This window comes from Aquincola sp. J276, assembly GCF_024700035.1.
In the GTDB taxonomy this organism is placed as follows: Bacteria; Pseudomonadota; Gammaproteobacteria; order Burkholderiales; family Burkholderiaceae_C; genus Aquincola; species Aquincola tertiaricarbonis.
On the sequence record NZ_JAJONC010000002.1, the window covers coordinates 1,795,118 to 1,809,495 of the forward strand.

The following is a 14,378-nucleotide window of genomic DNA, read 5'->3' on the forward strand; positions in this document are numbered from 1 at the left end:
TGTTCAGGCGCCGCCGCGGGGGCCGCGCCGCTGCTCGCGCAGCATGAAGAGGTAGAGGCCTTCTACCTTCTCGCGCGCCCAGGGCGTCTTGCGCAGCAGCTTCAGGCTGGAGGCCACGCTGGGGTCGGTGCTGAAGCAGCGCAGCGGCACCCGCTCGGCCAGGCCGGGCCAGCCGTAGTGCGCTACCAGCGCCGTGACGATGGCCTCCAGCGTCATGCCGTGCAACGGGTTGCGGGGCTGGCTGGCGGGGGCGGGTGCGTCGGTCATGGGGGCGGCAGTATTCCATGCCGGCCGCGCGCGGCGTCAGGCGGCGGCACGCACCCGCACCGGCACCGACTTGACCGCCGGCACCTTGCTCTCGCGCGCATGGTGGTTCAGCGGCACCACCGGGTTGCATTCGGGGTAGTAGCCTGCGCAGCAGCCCGGCGGCAGGTCGTAGGCCACCACCCGCAGGCCGGACACCTCGCGCAGCACGCCGTCGGCCGGGCCGGCATCGGCGGCGGCGCAGGCCAGCGTCACCTGGCTGCCGTCGGCCACGCCCAGGCGCCGCATGTCGTCCCGGTTCATCAGCAGCACGTCGCGGGTGCCCTGGATGCCGCGCAGCCGGTCGTCGTAGCCGTACACCGTGGTGTTGAACTGGTCGTTGCTGCGCAGCGTGACCAGGCGCAGCACGTCGGGGCCGCCATCGCCGGCGAAGGCGGCGTCCAGCCGCGGCGGCACCTTGAACTCGGCCTTGCCGCTCTCGGTGTTCCATTGCCGCTGCGCCGCCGGCAGCGGCCGCGCGAAGCCGCCGGGCTGGTGCATGCGCTGGTTGAACTGCGCGAACTGGTCGGGCCAGGTGGCCTCGATGGCATCGCGCACGCGGCCGTAGTCCGCCACCCATGCGGTCCAGTCCACCTGCGGATTGGGTGCCAGCGTGGCCCGCGCCAGGCCGGCGACGATGGCGGGCTCGGACAGCAGGTGCTCGCTGGCCGGCGCATGCTGGCCGCGGGAGGCATGGATGCAGGCGGTGCTGTCCTCCACGCTCACCGTCTGCACGCCACCGGCCTGCAGGTCGCGCTCGATGCGGCCCAGGCAGGGCAGCAGGTAGCTGGTGGCGCCGGGCAGCAGGTGGCTGCGGTTGAGCTTGGTGGCCACATGCACCGTGAGCTGCAGCCGGCGCCAAGCCGGCTCGATGGCATGGTGGTCGGGCACCGCCCGCACGAAGTTGCCGCCCAGGCCGATGAAGGCCTGCACCCGGCCGTCCAGCACGCCTTCGCAGGCTTCCACCGTGTTCATGCCCTTGTGGCGCGGCGGCTCGAAGCCGTACTGCGCGGCCAGCCGGTCCAGCGGCACCAGCTCGGGCTTCTCGGCGATGCCCACGGTGCGCTGGCCCTGCACGTTGGAGTGGCCACGCACCGGGCAGGCGCCGGCGCCGGGCTTGCCGATGTTGCCGCGCATCAGCAGCAGGTTGACCAGCATGCGCACGTTGTCCACGCCCAGCTCGTGCTGGGTCAGGCCCATGCCGTAGACGCCGATGGTGGCACTGGCCTTGGCATACACCTGCGCGCTCTCGGTGAGCGCCGAGCGCCGCAGGCCGCTGGCGGCCTCGATGTCGGGCCAGGCCTGCGCCCGCACGAAGGCGGCGAAGTCGTCGAAGCCGTGGGTGTGCTGCGCGATGAAGGCGGTGTCGAGCAGCCGTGGCCGGCCATCGGCCTGGGCGGCATCGTCCAGCTCCAGCAGCGCCTTGCACAGGCCGGTGATGGCCGCGATGTCGCCGCCCGGCTTCACCGCGTGGTAGCGCGAGGCGATGCGCGTGGTGCTGCGGGTGGCCATCTGCAGCGGCCGCTGCGGATTGGTGAACTCCTCCAGCCCGCGCTCATGCAGCGGGTTGAACACGATGATGGGCACGCCGCGTTCGCTGGCGGCCTGCAGCGGATGCAGCATGCGCGGGCTGTTGCTGCCCACGTTCTGGCCGAAGAAGAACAGGCAGTCGGTGTGCTCGAAGTCCTCCAGCTTCACGGTGCCTACCGGCACGCCCAGCGCGGCCTTCAGGGCCACGGAGGTGCTCTCGTGGCACATGTTGGAGCTGTCGGGCAGGTTGTTGGTGCCGTACAGCCGCGCGAACAGCTGGTACAGGTAGGCCGTCTCCAGCGAGGCGCGGCCGGAGGTGTAGAACACCGTGGCATCGGGCGTGGCCTGCAGCGCCTTCAGCTGCGCGCCGATGTCGGCGAAAGCCTCCTGCCAGCCCACCGGCACGTAGCGGTCGGTGGCCGCGTCGTAGCGCAGCGGCTCGGTGAGGCGGCCTTCGTGCTCCAGCGCCTGGTCGGGCCAGCCCAGCAGTTCGGACACCGCATGGCGGGCAAAGAACTCGGCGCCCACGCGGCGGCGGGTCAGCTCGGCGAAGGTGGCCTTGGCGCCGTTCTCGCAGAACTCGGCCAGGTGCGCATTGGCCGGCTTGGCCCAGGCGCAGGAGACGCAGGCGAAGCCGTCGGGCTTGTTCTGCCGCGCCAGCTCCGGCAGCGCGGTGGGCGCGTCGTCGTCCCGCACGCGGCGCGCGATGGAGCTCACGGAGCCCCAGCCACCCACCGGGCCGTCATAGGGCTGGATCTCGACGTCGTTGCTCATGGCGGGCCTTCGGATGCGGTACTGCGGAACGGTGGCTGCGGCAATCAATGCACCTGCACCGCCCGAGGGTGCGGAACAGCCCTTGCCAAGCCAGCGGGCGGCGCCCCTGCCGCGCCACCTGGGCACGGAAGACACATGACGGGATCCGACGACACCCTTGCCGCAAGACTCGGCGGCGCCCTCGCCCTGGCCGTGGTGGCCGGGGCCACGCTGCTGCAGGCGGGCCGGCTGCGCCGCGCACTGCAGGCTGCCCGCGGGCTGGTGGCCGACACCACCGCATTCACCCAGCGGCCGCACGGCCCGCGGCAGCGCGTGCTGCTGCTGGGCGACAGCACCGGCGTGGGCGTGGGCGGCGGGCCGGCGCATTCGGTGGCGGCGCTGCTGGCGCGCGACCATCCGCAGTTGCAGCTCATCAACGCCTGCCGCAGCGGCGCGCGCCTGCCCGACGTGGCGCAGCAGGTGGCCGCGCATGCGCATGAGCTGCCGCACATGGATGCGGTGCTGGTGCTGGCCGGGGGCAACGATGTGCTCTACACCCGCCGGCTGCCGCAGCTGGAACGGGCCGCCGATGCGCTGATGCGGGTGCTGGCGCCGGTGGCGCCGCGGGTGGTGTGGCTGGGGCCGGCCAACATCGGCCATGCGCCGGTGTTCGTGCCGCCGTTCTCGTGGTGGATGTCGCTGCGCACGCGGCAGGCCGCCCGCATCTATGCGCGCTGCGCACGCCGGGCGGGGGCCACCTACCTGGACTTCTTCCGCGTGGGGGCGGCCGACCCTTTCGTGGCGGACCGCCAGCGCTGGTTCGCGCGGGATGGCATCCACCCCAGCGCGGCCAGCTACCGCTATTGCTACGACCGGCTGCGGCGCAGCGCGCCCTTCAGCCGGCTGCTGCCTGCCTCAGGCGCCCTCAAGGCGCGCGTGACAGCCGCGGGGTGAGGAAGATGGCGTACAGCGCCGACAGGCCCACCAGGATGTAGACGGCGCGGGCCAGCACGGTGCCGGCGCCGAAGAGCGCGGCCACCAGGTCGAAGTTGAACAGGCCGACCAGGCCCCAGTTCAGGCCGCCGACGATGAGCAGGATCATCGCGATGGTGCCCACGATGGAAGTGGAATGCGTGCGCACCCCGGGTGCTGCGGTGGTTCGGTCCATGTCGGTACGTCCTTCGAAAGCGGTTGTCGGCGCGGTATTGCGCACAGCGCTGCATGGGCACATGGCGTGCCGTGTGCCGACGCGGATGCCGGGCCGGCTGGCAAGCCGATTGCCGCCTGCACCGGGCCTGGACTGCGAAAGGGCAGCATGCAGATGCCGGTGTCGCGGCTGTTTGCCGTCAGCGTGAGGGAGGTGGTGCCGCTGCTGGCGGCACGCAGCCTGAGCTACACCTTCGGTGAGCAGGGCAGCGACTGGTGCACCGCGCAGGCGCCGGCGCTGGCCTGCAGCCTGCACCGGCTGTACCTGTGTGCACTGGGCCTGCTGTCGCAGGGCTTCCTGGCCTTCCATGCGGTGGCGCGCAGCCAGAAGCTGGGCGGCTGCATGCTGCGGCTGCGGGTGGGCGGCACCGGCCGGCTGGGCGCGGATGCACAGATGCTGCATGCGCTGGACCGCATGGGCTTCGTGGTGGACCTGGATGCCTCCGGCCGCGCCGGCCAGCCGCGTTTGCAGCGTGCCCATGGCCTGTGTCCCGCGTCGCAGGCGCGCATCGAGTTCGCCTGCCTGCCGCTGGCGGGTTTCCTTTTCAGCGCGGCCTATCCGCTGCGCGATGCCCAGCGCGAGCCGGAGCCGCCGCCGGCCAGTGGCCATCCGCGGCTGTGGCTGCTGCAGGGCGATCCGGTGAATGCCGCGTCGGTGGCCAGCCAGGCCCAGGCATGCGGCTGGGCCGTCACCACCCTGCCCACGCTGGACGATGCACTGCGGCGCGTGCGTGCGCAGCGTCCGGGCCAGGCCTGGCCGGCGCTGGTTATCGCCTTTGAAGGCCCGGGCCTGTCGGTGCTGGCGCTGCAGCGGCTGCGTCTTCTGCTGCCCGAGCGGGTGCACTGCGTGCTGGCGGTGGAGGCGGGATCGCCGTGGCTGCTGCATCCGCAGACGCTGCCCGGCTTCGTGCTGGGCTGCCATCCGTTCAGCCGCGGCGACTGGAACCGCTGGACGCAGGCGCTGGCCGGCAGCGCCGACGCACCCAGCGGCAGCACCCGACCGGCCCCGCTGACCACGGCCGACCGCCTGCCGGTGCTGGTGGCGACGCCGCAGCCCGCGCTGCGCATGCTGGCCCGCACGATGCTGGATGCGCTGGGCTATGAAGTGCACCTGGCCGCCGACGGCCCCCAGGCCCTGCAGGCCTGCCAGCAGCGGGCGCCGGTGCTCGCCCTGCTGGACTTCCAGCTGCCGGTGCTGGATGGTTGTGAAGCCACCCGCCGCCTGCGCGAGCTGCAGCGCCATGGCCATGCACCGCCGTGCCGCGTGCTGCTGCTGGCCCATGCCGAAGGCGCGTCCGCCGAGGCCGACACCCTGTCCACCGACGCCCTGTGGCGCGCCCAACAGGCCGGCGCCGACGGTTGCCTGCCGGGCCCGTTGCAACCGGACACCCTGCAGGCCGAGCTGGCACGCTGGTGCGCCACCCGGCGGGAGCCTGATTTGCTGCAGGCATGCGCATGACGACCCACACCACGCCACCCACCGCCAGCCGGCCCATCCCGCGCGACCCGCAGATGGACAGCAGCCTCGCGCTGATGGCCGACCCCTACCGCTTCATCGGCAGCCGCTGCCGCGAACACGGCACCGACGTGTTCGAGGCCCGGCTGCTGCTGCGCCCCACGTTGTGCCTCACCGGCCCGGAGGCCGCGCGCCTGTTCTACGACGAGGAACGCTTCGCCCGCCGCGGCGCCGCGCCGGAGGCGCTGGAGGCCACGCTGTTCGGCCAGGGCGGCGTGCAGGGCCTGGACGGCGAGCGGCACCGCCATCGCAAGGCCTTGTTCGTCTCGCTGTGCGGGCCGCAGCCGGTGCAGGCCCTGGCGCAGCAGGTGCGCGAGACCTGGCGGCGCACCGCCGCCGGCTGGCGGGCCGGCGAGCCGGTGGTGCTGTATCCCGCGGCGCAGGAGGTGTTCACGCGTGCGGTGTGTGCCTGGGCCGGCGTGCCGCTGCCCGAGGCCGAGGTGAAGCAGCGCACCCAGCAGCTGAGCCTGCTGTTCGATGGCGCAGGCGCGATGAACCTGCAGCACCTGCGTTCGCGGCGTGCCCGCCAGGCCGCCGATGCCTGGGCCACCGGCCTCGTCGAGGCGGTGCGCAGCGCCGGCGTCAGTGCGTCCACCGCGGCCACGGCGCTGGAGCGCATCGCCAGCCACCGGGAGGCCGACGGCGAGTTGCTGCCCGCTGCCGTTGCCGGCGTGGAGCTGCTGAACCTGCTGCGGCCCACGGTGGCGGTGGCGGTCTATGCGGTGCTGGCCGCGCATGCGCTGCACCAGCAGCCCGGCCAGCGCGAGGCGTTGCTGGGCGCGCCGCCGGCCGACCAGCGCATGGCCATGGCCTGCTTCGTGCACGAGGTGCGGCGCTACTACCCCTTCTTTCCCGCGGTGGCGGCCCGCACCCGCCGCGCCTTCACCTGGAACGGCTACGCCTTTCCAGCCGGGCGCCGGGTGCTGCTGGACCTGTACGGCACCAACCACGACCGCGCGCCTGGCAGACGCCCGGGGCCTTCCGCCCCGAGCGCTTCCGGCCCGAGCGGCGACAGCAGCCGCGGCCCGGCAGCGAGCACATCGGCCCGCCGGAGCAGCGGCCCTTCGGCTTCGTGCCGCAAGGCGGCGGCCAGGCCGAGGTGCACCACCGCTGCCCGGGCGAAGGCATCGCGGAGAGCCTGATGACGCAGACGCTGCAGTTCCTGCTGCATGAGCTGCACTACAGCGTGCCGGTGCAGGACCTCTCCATCGACATGAGCCGCCTGCCTGCGCTGCCGCGCGACCGCATGCTGCTCTTGCCGCAATCGCCGGTGCTGCGGTGAAGGCTGCGGCCCCGTCTCCCGCCCCCGCCGCGCCGCCGCAGGACAACGACGCCTTGCGCGCGGCCGCGGCCGGCTGCCGAGAATGCCCGCTGGGCGAGCCTGCGACACAGACGGTCTGGGGCGAGGGTGCGCTGGCGTCGGCGCTGATGCTGGTGGGGGGAGCAACCAGGCGATGCCGAGGATCTTCAGGGCCGGCCTTTCGTGGGGCCCGCGGGGCGTCTGCTGGACCAGGCGCTGCAGCAAGCCGGGCTGCCGCGGGAAGCGCTGTACGTGACCAATGCGGTCAAGCACTTCAAGTTCGAGCTGCGCGGCAGACGCCGCATGCACAAGACCCCGGCCCAGCGAGAGGTGCAGGCCTGCCACCACTGGCTGGCCAGCGAGATCGCAGCGGTGCAGCCCCGGCGCATCGTGGCCCTGGGCGCCACCGCCGCCCGCTCATTGATGGGCCGCACCGTGACCATCACCCGCGAACATGGCCAATGGCTGCAACGCCCCGAAGGCCCGCCGGTGCTGGTCACCTGGCATCCCTCGGCCCTGCTGCGCATGCCGCGGGAGGACTTCGATGCGGCCTACGCGGCGTGGGTGGAAGACTTGCGGGTGGCGGCGTCGGCAGATGCTGCGCGGTGACTGGCAGCGCGGCCACGTCGACTCAGGGTGGGCGGCATTGCCCTGGCATTGACCGGCCACTGCACCGCCTCGGCAGTCTGCATGACCAGCTGCTTTGGCAAAGCGCCATGGCACGCGGGAAGCAACGGGAAGGTGCACGCCCGCCGGGCGTGCATCCCGGGTTCAGGCTGCCCGCTTCTGCGGCATCGCCGTCCGATCCGGCTCGGCCGGCTCGGAGACGGCGCTCAGCACGTCCGCCGCGGCCTGGGGGGCTGGCCTTGGTGGCCAGGTCGGCCAGGCTCAGCATGCCCACCAGGCGGTGCTGGCGGTTGAGCACCGGCAGGCGCCGGATCTGCGCCTGCCGCATCTCGGGCAGCACCTCGTTGAGGGGCTGGTCCTCGAAGCAGAAGCGCACGTGCTCGCTCATCACGTCGGAAACCGGCGTGCTGTCCACCGGGCGGTTGCGCGCAATGCCGCGCACCACGATGTCACGGTCGGTGACGATCCCCAGCAAGGTGTCGGCACGGCACACCGGCATGGCGCCGACGTTCAGGTCGTCCATCAGCCGGGCGGCCAGGTCGAGGCTGTCGTCGGGTGCCATCACATGCGCGCCGCGGGTCATCAGGTCGGCCACGGTGGTTTTCATGCGATGCCGCTCCGGCTTACTTGGTGCCGGGCTGCAGCAGGGCCTGGCCGCTGCCCAGGTCCGCGCCGGTGGTCGGATCGGACTGCGGATCGGACATCGTGCGCGTGGCCATCTGCTGCACCACCTGGTCTTCGTCGGTGGTGAGCTTCACGCTGAACTGGCCGTCGCTGCCGTCCACCGCCGCCTGCTCCTCGCGGTCGCTGACGTAGGTGAAGTTCTCGTCGCTGTTCCACGGTCCGCGCAGGTCGCCCACGCCTTGCGACATGTTGTAGTAGATGCCGTCGAAAGGCTTGACCGGCGGCTGCTTGCCCGGCGGGAAGTTGGGCTGGATGGAGTACAGCGCCTTCTCGAAGCTCTTCTGGTGCGCCACTTCGCGCGTCATCAGGAAGCCCAGCGCCTCCTTCACGCCCGGGTCGTCGGTCAGCGCGATCAGGCGCTCATAGACGATCTTGGCGCGCGATTCGGCCGCGATGTTGGACCGCAGGTCGGCCGTGGGCTCGCCGATGGTGTCGATGTAGGCCGAGGTCCAGGGCACGCCGGCCGAGTTGGTCAGCGGGGGCCGCCGCCGTACAGCACCTGCGTGATGTGCGAGTCGTTGCCGGCGCCGGTGATGGCGCGGTAGATCTCGCCCTCTTCCTCCACCGCCTCGGCCAGCCGGCCCTTGGCGCCCTTGTTGAGCATGCCGACGATGGTGCCGATGACCTCGAGGTGGCTCAGCTCCTCGGTGGCGATGTCGATCAGCATGTCCTTGCGGCCCGGGTCGTCCTCTCCCAGGTACTGCGTGAAGTAGCGGCAGGCCGCGGCCAGCTCGCCCTGCGGGCCGCCGAACTGTTCCAGCATCAGGTTGGCCAGGCCCGGGTTGCTTTCGCTGACGCGGACGGTGTATTGGAGTCGCTTGTTGTGAACGAACATGAATCTTCCTTTGAGGGTGGTGTCGTCGATCGATTGCGCGGAGCCTGCGAGCAGGCCTGCCCCCTCACGGCAATGCGCGTTCCGCAGGCGCAGCTGCCTGCCCCGCTGGGCGGCAGGCCGTTTGCCTTGACCGCCCCGATACCCCCACCACAGACGAAGGAAGCACGATGACCATCCCCACCAGCCAAGGCGGCGCCGACAACCTGGGCGACAAGGACAAGAAGCGCGAGGACGACACCGCCAAGCGCAACAGTGAACAGAGCAAGGCCGCCCTCGAAAACATGAGCGAGGGCTTCGATGGCGGCAGCGGCATCGGCGGGCTGAAGCCCGAGGCCGGCGAGACGAGGGTGATCGGCCAGTCCGACGAGACCGGCACCAAGCGTTGAGCCATGGACCGGGCGCGGCGGCAATCTTTGCCGCACCCGGCCCGGGCGCCCAAGTGTTTCGCCCTGCAAAGAACGTCGGCACTTGAATTGCCAACAGGTGTATCAAGCACGACCATCAGGTGCGTGCGTCCACGATTCCACGACGAAAGGCCAGCATGAACCGTTCCCCCGGCTCCCCACCCCCTGACGGCGGCACGCGCCAGGGCCTGGCAGGCTTGCCTGCCGGCATCCAGGGCCTGTTGCAGGAAGCCGCGGCGGCGCTCAGCGCCCGTGTGCACCTGCTGGCCCTGGAGCTGCGCCGCGCCCGTGACGTGCTGCCCAAGATCATCGCGCTGCTGGTGCTGGCCGCGGTGGTGGCCCTGACGGGCTGGATCGCGCTGTGGGCCGCGGTGGTGCTGATGCTGGTGCAGGTGGCCGGCTGGTCGCCGATCTGGACCATGGTGCTGGTGCTGGTGGTGAACCTGGCCGCGGCCGGGCTGCTGGCCTGGCGCGCGGTGGCGATGGTGCCGCTGCTGGCCTTGCCGGCCACGCTGCACCACTTCACCGTGAAGAACGCCAACAGTCCGAACGAGGTGTCGCCATGACCACGCAGCACACCCCCAGCGACCTGCCGCTGGACGAACGCATCCGCCGCGCCGAGCGCGACGTGATGCTGCACGACCGCCGGCTGCTGCAACGCATCGACGACGTCTCTCGCCAGACCCGCGTGGCCGCCCGCTCCGGCGGCCGCGTGGCCCTGATCGGCGTGGGCGCGCTGGCCACGGCCTGGATCGCCTGGCGGGTGGTGAAGGCGGTGCGCCACGACCCGCGGGCCGAGGCCCGCGCGCGCGCCCGCCAGGAGGCCTACCGCTATGGCCATGCGCTGCCGCCGGGCGCGCTGCCCCCGGGCGAGAAGCCGGGCCTGTTCGGTGCCATGGCGCGGCTGGGCCTGATCCTGGCGCCCTTCGTGCTGCCGGCCCGTTCCCCGGCCGCGGCGGCCGCATCGGCCTTTGCGCCGGGCGGCTGGTGGCCGATGCGCATCTTCCGCATCGCGCGCACGGCGATGGACTGGAAGGCCGCGCGCGAGGCCAAGCGGGCCACCCGGGCCCACAACGCCCGTGCTGCCCGCGCAGAGACGGCACCGCCCACGGTGCCGGTGGCGCCGCCGCCCGACAAGGGCTACTGACGCCCGGGCCGGGCAGCGCCCGGCCCTGTCCGGCGCCTCAGCGCCGACCGCGCAGCTGCAGCAGGCCGCCCACGGCCAGGCCCACGCCGAAGGCCGCATACGTCAACACCAGGCTGGTGTTCGACAGCCGGTGCTGAAAGCCTGGCGTGAGCCGCTCGGGCACCAGCTTCAGGTCCACGGCCGCGGCCACCGTGGCCACTGCCGCGGCGCCCACCAGCAGCGGCGCCGCGGCAGCCATCGGCTCGCTGGCCACCGGCTGGCGGCGCAACAGCGGCTTGACCACCACGAAGTCGTACAGCGCCGCCCAGAACAGGCTGCTGCCGGCATGGATGGCGGCACCGGTGGCGGTGTGGCGCAAGGTGGCATCGTCCTGCTGCAGCGCTTCCTTGCCGAAGGCCCAGTGGCTCACCGCGTTGATGGGCCCCAGCGTGGTGGATTCCTGCCGGCCCCGCAGCATCAGCACCGCGGCCGACAGCAGGTTGGCCGCCATGCCGCCCCACCACAGCGCCGAGGTGGGCCGCACGCCGGCCAAGGGTGCCTGGCGAACCTGGCTGAGGCCGCCTTCGATGATCCGCAGCGCGCTTCGGGCCGCGCCGGTGCTTGCGTAGCGCATGAACGTCCTTTCATGCCGGCGGAATGCCGGTTGCCGCAACCGAGGCAAACCAGATGCCCTGGCACCCACACGCCAACCCACCCGCCCATGAGCTACCTCCTCCTCAAATGGCTGCACGTGCTGTCGTCCACCATCCTGTTCGGCACGGGCATCGGCTCGGCCTACTACATGCTGCTGGCCAGCCTGACGCGCGATCCGCGGGTGGCCGCCACGGTGGTGGGCCATGTGGTGGTGGCCGATGCCATCTTCACCACCACCACCATCATCGTGCAGCCCGCCACCGGCCTGGCGATGGCCCACATCGCGCAGCTGCCGCTCACCACCACCTGGATCTTCTGGTCCTTCGTGCTGTACTTCGTGGCCGGCGCCTGCTGGCTGCCGGTGGTGTGGATCCAGCTGCGCATGCGCGACATGGCCCGCCATGCGGTGGCCACCGGCACCGAGCTGCCCGAGCGCTACTGGCGCTACCTGCGCTGGTGGGTGCTGCTGGGCATACCGGCCTTCGTGGGCCTGGTGATCGTTTTCTGGCTGATGGTGGCCAAGCCGCAATGAGGCGGCGCACGCCATGCTGATCCTGCTGGCCGGGGCCAGCGGCTTCATCGGCAGCCGCATCGCGCAGGCCATCGAGGACGCCGGCCACACCCTGGTGTGCGGCGTGCGCGATCCCGATGCCTACCAGCGCCAGCATCCCCAGCGCCGCTGCGTGGCGCTGGACTTCGCGGCCGACGATCCGCTGGCCGGCTGCCGCACAACGCTCGAACGTGCCGATGCGGTGGTCAATGCCGTGGGCATCGCCGCCGAGCACGGCCGCAACACCTTCCACGCACTGCATGCGCGCGGACCGATCGCGCTGTTCGAGGCCTGCGCCGATGCCCGTGTGAAACGGGTGCTGCAGCTTTCGGCCCTGGGTGCGGATGCGCAGGCCAGCACCACCTTCCACCTGAGCAAGCGCACGGCGGACGAAGCCTTGCTGGCGCTGCCGGTGCAGGGCTTCGTGCTGCAGCCTTCGCTGGTGTTCGGCATCGACGGCGCCAGCACGCAGCAGCTGCTGCAGCTGGCGGCCGCACCGCTGGCCGTGCCGCTGCCGCAAGGCGCGGGCGCCATCCAGCCGGTGCATGTGGACGACGTGGTGGCCACCGTCATGCGGCTGTTGCTGCACGACGAGGTGGCCGCCGACACGCCGCGGCGGCTGGCCATCGTCGGCCCGGAACCGCTGCCGCTGCGCGGCTACCTGGCGGCCCTGCGCGCCGGCATGGGCCTGCGCCCGGCGCGCTTCCTGCCGCTGCCGCGCGGGCTGATGGACCGGTTGGCCGCGGCAGGCGACCACCTGCCGGGCTCGGTGCTCAACCGGCAGACCTGGCAGATGCTGCAGCGGGGCAACGTGGCCGATGCACATGACGTCACCCGCCTGCTGGGCCGCGCGCCGCGGGCGGCCACCGGCTTCGTCGGGCCGCTGCGGCAGGCGGCCCTGTCCGCGGCGCGGCTGCCGCTGGCGCTGGCGCTGCTGCGGCTGAGCCTGGCGCTGGTGTGGCTGGTCACGGCCGTGGTGTCCTACGGCCTCTACCCGGTGGCCGACAGCCTGGCGCTGCTGGCGCGCACCGGCATCACCGGCCCGCTGGCGGTGCTGATGCTGTACGGCGCGGCCACCTTCGACCTGGCGCTGGGCCTGGCCACGCTGCTGCATCCACGGCGCTGGCTGTGGTGGGCGCAGCTGGGGCTGATGGGTTTCTACACCGTGGTCATCACGCTGAAGCTGCCCGACTACTGGCTGCATCCGTATGGCCCGGTGCTGAAGAACCTGCCCATCGCCGCGGCGCTGTGCGTGCTGCTGGCCTTCGAAAAGCCGCGCCAAAGGCGCCGTGGGGCGCCCGGTTGATCCGCTGTCCGACCGGCGTGTCGGACAGCCGGCCACGCAGCCGTGCGGCTTGGCCGCGACAAGCCCCTGCGGGGCCCACAAGCGCTGCAAGCTTCGATAGCCTGAAGGCCTTGTACCCATACATGAGGATGTACCCAATGCCTACCGCCAACACCGCCACCACCCGAACCACCCGCGCCGCGCCTGCCCGCAAGGACAAGGAAGCGCCCGACGCCCTGACCCTGCTGACGCAGGACCATGACGAGGTGAAGAAGCTCTTCAAGAAGTACGAGAAGCTGGTGAAGGCCGAGGCCGGCGCGCAGGAGCGCGAGGCGCTGGCCAACCAGATCTGCCTGCTGCTGACGGTGCATGCGCAGATCGAGGAAGAGATCTTCTACCCGGCCGCCCGCGAAGTGCTGCCCGAGGCCGACCTGGTGGACGAAGCCACCGTGGAGCACGCCAGCGCCAAGGACCTGATCGCGCAGATCGAGTCGATGACCGCCGACGATGACCTGTACGACGCCAAGGTCACGGTGCTGGGCGAGTACATCGAGCACCACGTGAAGGAGGAACAGGAAGAGATGTTCCCCAAGCTGCGCCGCCGCATCGACATCAAGGCCGTGGGCGCCGAGCTGTTGGCCCGCAAGCAGGAGCTGATGGAAGGCAAGGCCGTGCTCGCGCACTGAGCCTGCCGGGCTCCGGCGGCAACGAACAAGGCGGCCTCGGCCGCCTTTTTCACGCCTGCCGCCGCCTCAGCTCTTGGGCGGCAGGGCCAGCGTCTGCGCGCTCTTCAGGTGCTGGTGCAGCGTGGGCAGCGTGCGCTGGATGAAGGCCTTCAGCTCGGGGTCGCGGGCGTCCTGCTGGGCGCGCTCGAAGCGGGCGATGTCGTCCTGGTGCGCCGGGATCACCACGGCCTGCACCATGGTCTCGTCGAACTGCGCGGCCGGCGCCTTCTTCAGCTTGTCAATGTCGGCCTGGCGATCGGGCGGCAGGCTGGTGGGCAGCTCCACGTTGCGCAGTGCGGCCAGGCCACGCAGGGCATCGTTGGCCACGCTGTGCTCGGACACGAGATGGCCTGCCAGCGCCTTCACCTTGGTGTCCTGCGCACGCTCGGCACCGATGCGGCCCACCTCGATCTCGTAGAGGCCGGCCACATGGGCCGCGGCCATGAAGGCCTTCTCGCTGGCACTCAACGGCACGGCGGGGCCCGGCGCGGTGGAGCTGGTTCCGCTGGCCGGCGGCGCGGCCGAGGCGGCGGCCCCGGGCGAGGGCGCCACCGCGCCGACGCCGCCGGTGGTGGGCGTGTTCTCCGGCGTCGCCATGCCGGCTTCTGGGCTGCCCTGCGGGATGCCCACGCGGCTGCCGGTGCGGCTGTTCTCCGGTGAATCCGGCGGCGGCGCGCCGGCGTTGGTGGGGCTGTTGCCCACGCCCGGCCCCACGCCGGATGCGGCCGGCGTGTTGGGCGCCATGCCGTTGGCATCGGTGTTGGGGGCGCCGCGGTCGCAGCCGGCGGCCAGCAGGCCCGCCGCGACGATCAGCAGGCCGGCCAGCGGGCGTTGCGAGGTGGGCAGGAAGGGCTTGTTCTTGATGGATGTCATGGTCTCG

16 protein-coding genes and 2 pseudogenes are annotated in these 14,378 nt (G+C 72.0%); 11 read left to right on the forward strand and 7 right to left on the reverse strand.

The window, feature by feature from the left end; translation table 11 throughout:
- Window positions 1-3 precede the first annotated feature (3 nt).
- Together LRS14_RS26160 and LRS14_RS26165 are read right to left on the reverse strand one after the other, a co-directional pair.
- Complete coding sequence (locus tag LRS14_RS26160) at window positions 4-267, reverse strand: VF530 family protein (protein WP_257801682.1); 264 nt, start codon at window positions 265-267, stop codon at window positions 4-6.
- Window positions 268-303: 36 nt separating this feature from the next.
- A complete protein-coding gene (locus tag LRS14_RS26165) occupies window positions 304-2,607 on the reverse strand; it encodes an FdhF/YdeP family oxidoreductase (RefSeq protein WP_257801683.1) in 2,304 nt (767 codons plus the stop codon).
- Window positions 2,608-2,742: 135 nt separating this feature from the next.
- Between LRS14_RS26165 and LRS14_RS26170 the strand changes: the two genes are divergently transcribed.
- Window positions 2,743-3,540 carry a GDSL-type esterase/lipase family protein gene (locus LRS14_RS26170; RefSeq protein WP_257801684.1) on the forward strand — a complete coding sequence of 266 codons (798 nt, stop codon included), beginning with the start codon at window positions 2,743-2,745 and terminating at the stop codon, window positions 3,538-3,540.
- Here LRS14_RS26170 and LRS14_RS26175 read toward each other — a convergent pair.
- Entirely contained in the window at window positions 3,512-3,754 is a 243-nt protein-coding gene (locus LRS14_RS26175) for a DUF378 domain-containing protein (protein ID WP_046116112.1), read from the reverse strand. The genes LRS14_RS26170 and LRS14_RS26175 overlap by 29 nt on opposite strands.
- 147 nt (window positions 3,755-3,901) lie before the next feature.
- Between LRS14_RS26175 and LRS14_RS26180 the strand changes: the two genes are divergently transcribed.
- The 4 genes and pseudogenes from LRS14_RS26180 (at window position 3,902) to LRS14_RS26195 (ending at window position 7,217) form a co-directional block, all read left to right on the forward strand.
- Window positions 3,902-5,251, forward strand: coding sequence for a response regulator (locus LRS14_RS26180; protein ID WP_257801685.1), 1,350 nt, complete (start codon window positions 3,902-3,904; stop codon window positions 5,249-5,251).
- 460 nt (window positions 5,252-5,711) lie between these two features.
- Window positions 5,712-6,446: pseudogene (locus LRS14_RS30470) on the forward strand (hypothetical protein); the annotation flags it as partial.
- Between the two features lie 3 nt (window positions 6,447-6,449).
- Complete coding sequence (locus LRS14_RS26190; RefSeq protein ID WP_257802254.1) at window positions 6,450-6,590, forward strand: hypothetical protein; 141 nt, start codon at window positions 6,450-6,452, stop codon at window positions 6,588-6,590.
- A 201-nt stretch (window positions 6,591-6,791) separates the two neighbouring features.
- The gene (locus LRS14_RS26195; protein ID WP_257801686.1) at window positions 6,792-7,217 is read left to right on the forward strand and encodes a uracil-DNA glycosylase family protein; all 426 of its coding nucleotides are present in this window, start codon (window positions 6,792-6,794) and stop codon (window positions 7,215-7,217) included.
- 22 nt (window positions 7,218-7,239) lie between these two features.
- Here LRS14_RS26195 and LRS14_RS26200 read toward each other — a convergent pair whose 3' ends face one another.
- A complete protein-coding gene (locus LRS14_RS26200; protein WP_257801687.1) occupies window positions 7,240-7,842 on the reverse strand; it encodes a CBS domain-containing protein in 603 nt (200 codons plus the stop codon).
- A gap of 16 nt (window positions 7,843-7,858) precedes the next feature.
- Window positions 7,859-8,754: pseudogene (locus LRS14_RS26205) on the reverse strand (manganese catalase family protein).
- 167 nt (window positions 8,755-8,921) lie between these two features.
- On the opposite strand from LRS14_RS26205, the gene LRS14_RS26210 reads away from it, so the two are divergent.
- From LRS14_RS26210 to LRS14_RS26220, 3 genes are all read left to right on the forward strand, one after another.
- A complete protein-coding gene (locus tag LRS14_RS26210; RefSeq protein WP_046115591.1) occupies window positions 8,922-9,140 on the forward strand; it encodes a hypothetical protein in 219 nt (72 codons plus the stop codon).
- A 155-nt stretch (window positions 9,141-9,295) separates the two neighbouring features.
- A complete protein-coding gene (locus LRS14_RS26215; protein ID WP_157039775.1) occupies window positions 9,296-9,724 on the forward strand; it encodes a phage holin family protein in 429 nt (142 codons plus the stop codon).
- The gene (locus LRS14_RS26220) at window positions 9,721-10,305 is read left to right on the forward strand and encodes a hypothetical protein (RefSeq protein WP_046115590.1); all 585 of its coding nucleotides are present in this window, start codon (window positions 9,721-9,723) and stop codon (window positions 10,303-10,305) included. Before LRS14_RS26215 ends, LRS14_RS26220 begins: the two co-directional genes overlap by 4 nt.
- Window positions 10,306-10,342: 37 nt before the next feature.
- On the opposite strand, the gene LRS14_RS26225 is transcribed toward LRS14_RS26220, so the two are convergent.
- Window positions 10,343-10,918: a hypothetical protein gene (locus LRS14_RS26225; RefSeq protein WP_257801688.1), complete on the reverse strand. Its 576-nt coding sequence runs from the start codon at window positions 10,916-10,918 to the stop codon at window positions 10,343-10,345.
- An 87-nt stretch (window positions 10,919-11,005) separates the two neighbouring features.
- On the opposite strand from LRS14_RS26225, the gene LRS14_RS26230 reads away from it, so the two are divergent.
- The 3 genes from LRS14_RS26230 (at window position 11,006) to LRS14_RS26240 (ending at window position 13,459) form a co-directional block, all read left to right on the forward strand.
- Window positions 11,006-11,470, forward strand: coding sequence for a DUF2269 domain-containing protein (locus tag LRS14_RS26230; protein WP_257801689.1), 465 nt, complete (start codon window positions 11,006-11,008; stop codon window positions 11,468-11,470).
- 13 nt (window positions 11,471-11,483) lie between these two features.
- Entirely contained in the window at window positions 11,484-12,794 is a 1,311-nt protein-coding gene (locus tag LRS14_RS26235) for an SDR family oxidoreductase (protein WP_257801690.1), read from the forward strand.
- A 137-nt stretch (window positions 12,795-12,931) separates the two neighbouring features.
- Window positions 12,932-13,459: a hemerythrin domain-containing protein gene (locus LRS14_RS26240; protein WP_046115587.1), complete on the forward strand. Its 528-nt coding sequence runs from the start codon at window positions 12,932-12,934 to the stop codon at window positions 13,457-13,459.
- 66 nt (window positions 13,460-13,525) lie between these two features.
- On the opposite strand, the gene LRS14_RS26245 is transcribed toward LRS14_RS26240, so the two are convergent.
- Complete coding sequence (locus tag LRS14_RS26245; protein ID WP_257801691.1) at window positions 13,526-14,371, reverse strand: DUF4142 domain-containing protein; 846 nt, start codon at window positions 14,369-14,371, stop codon at window positions 13,526-13,528.
- Window positions 14,372-14,378 lie beyond the last annotated feature (7 nt).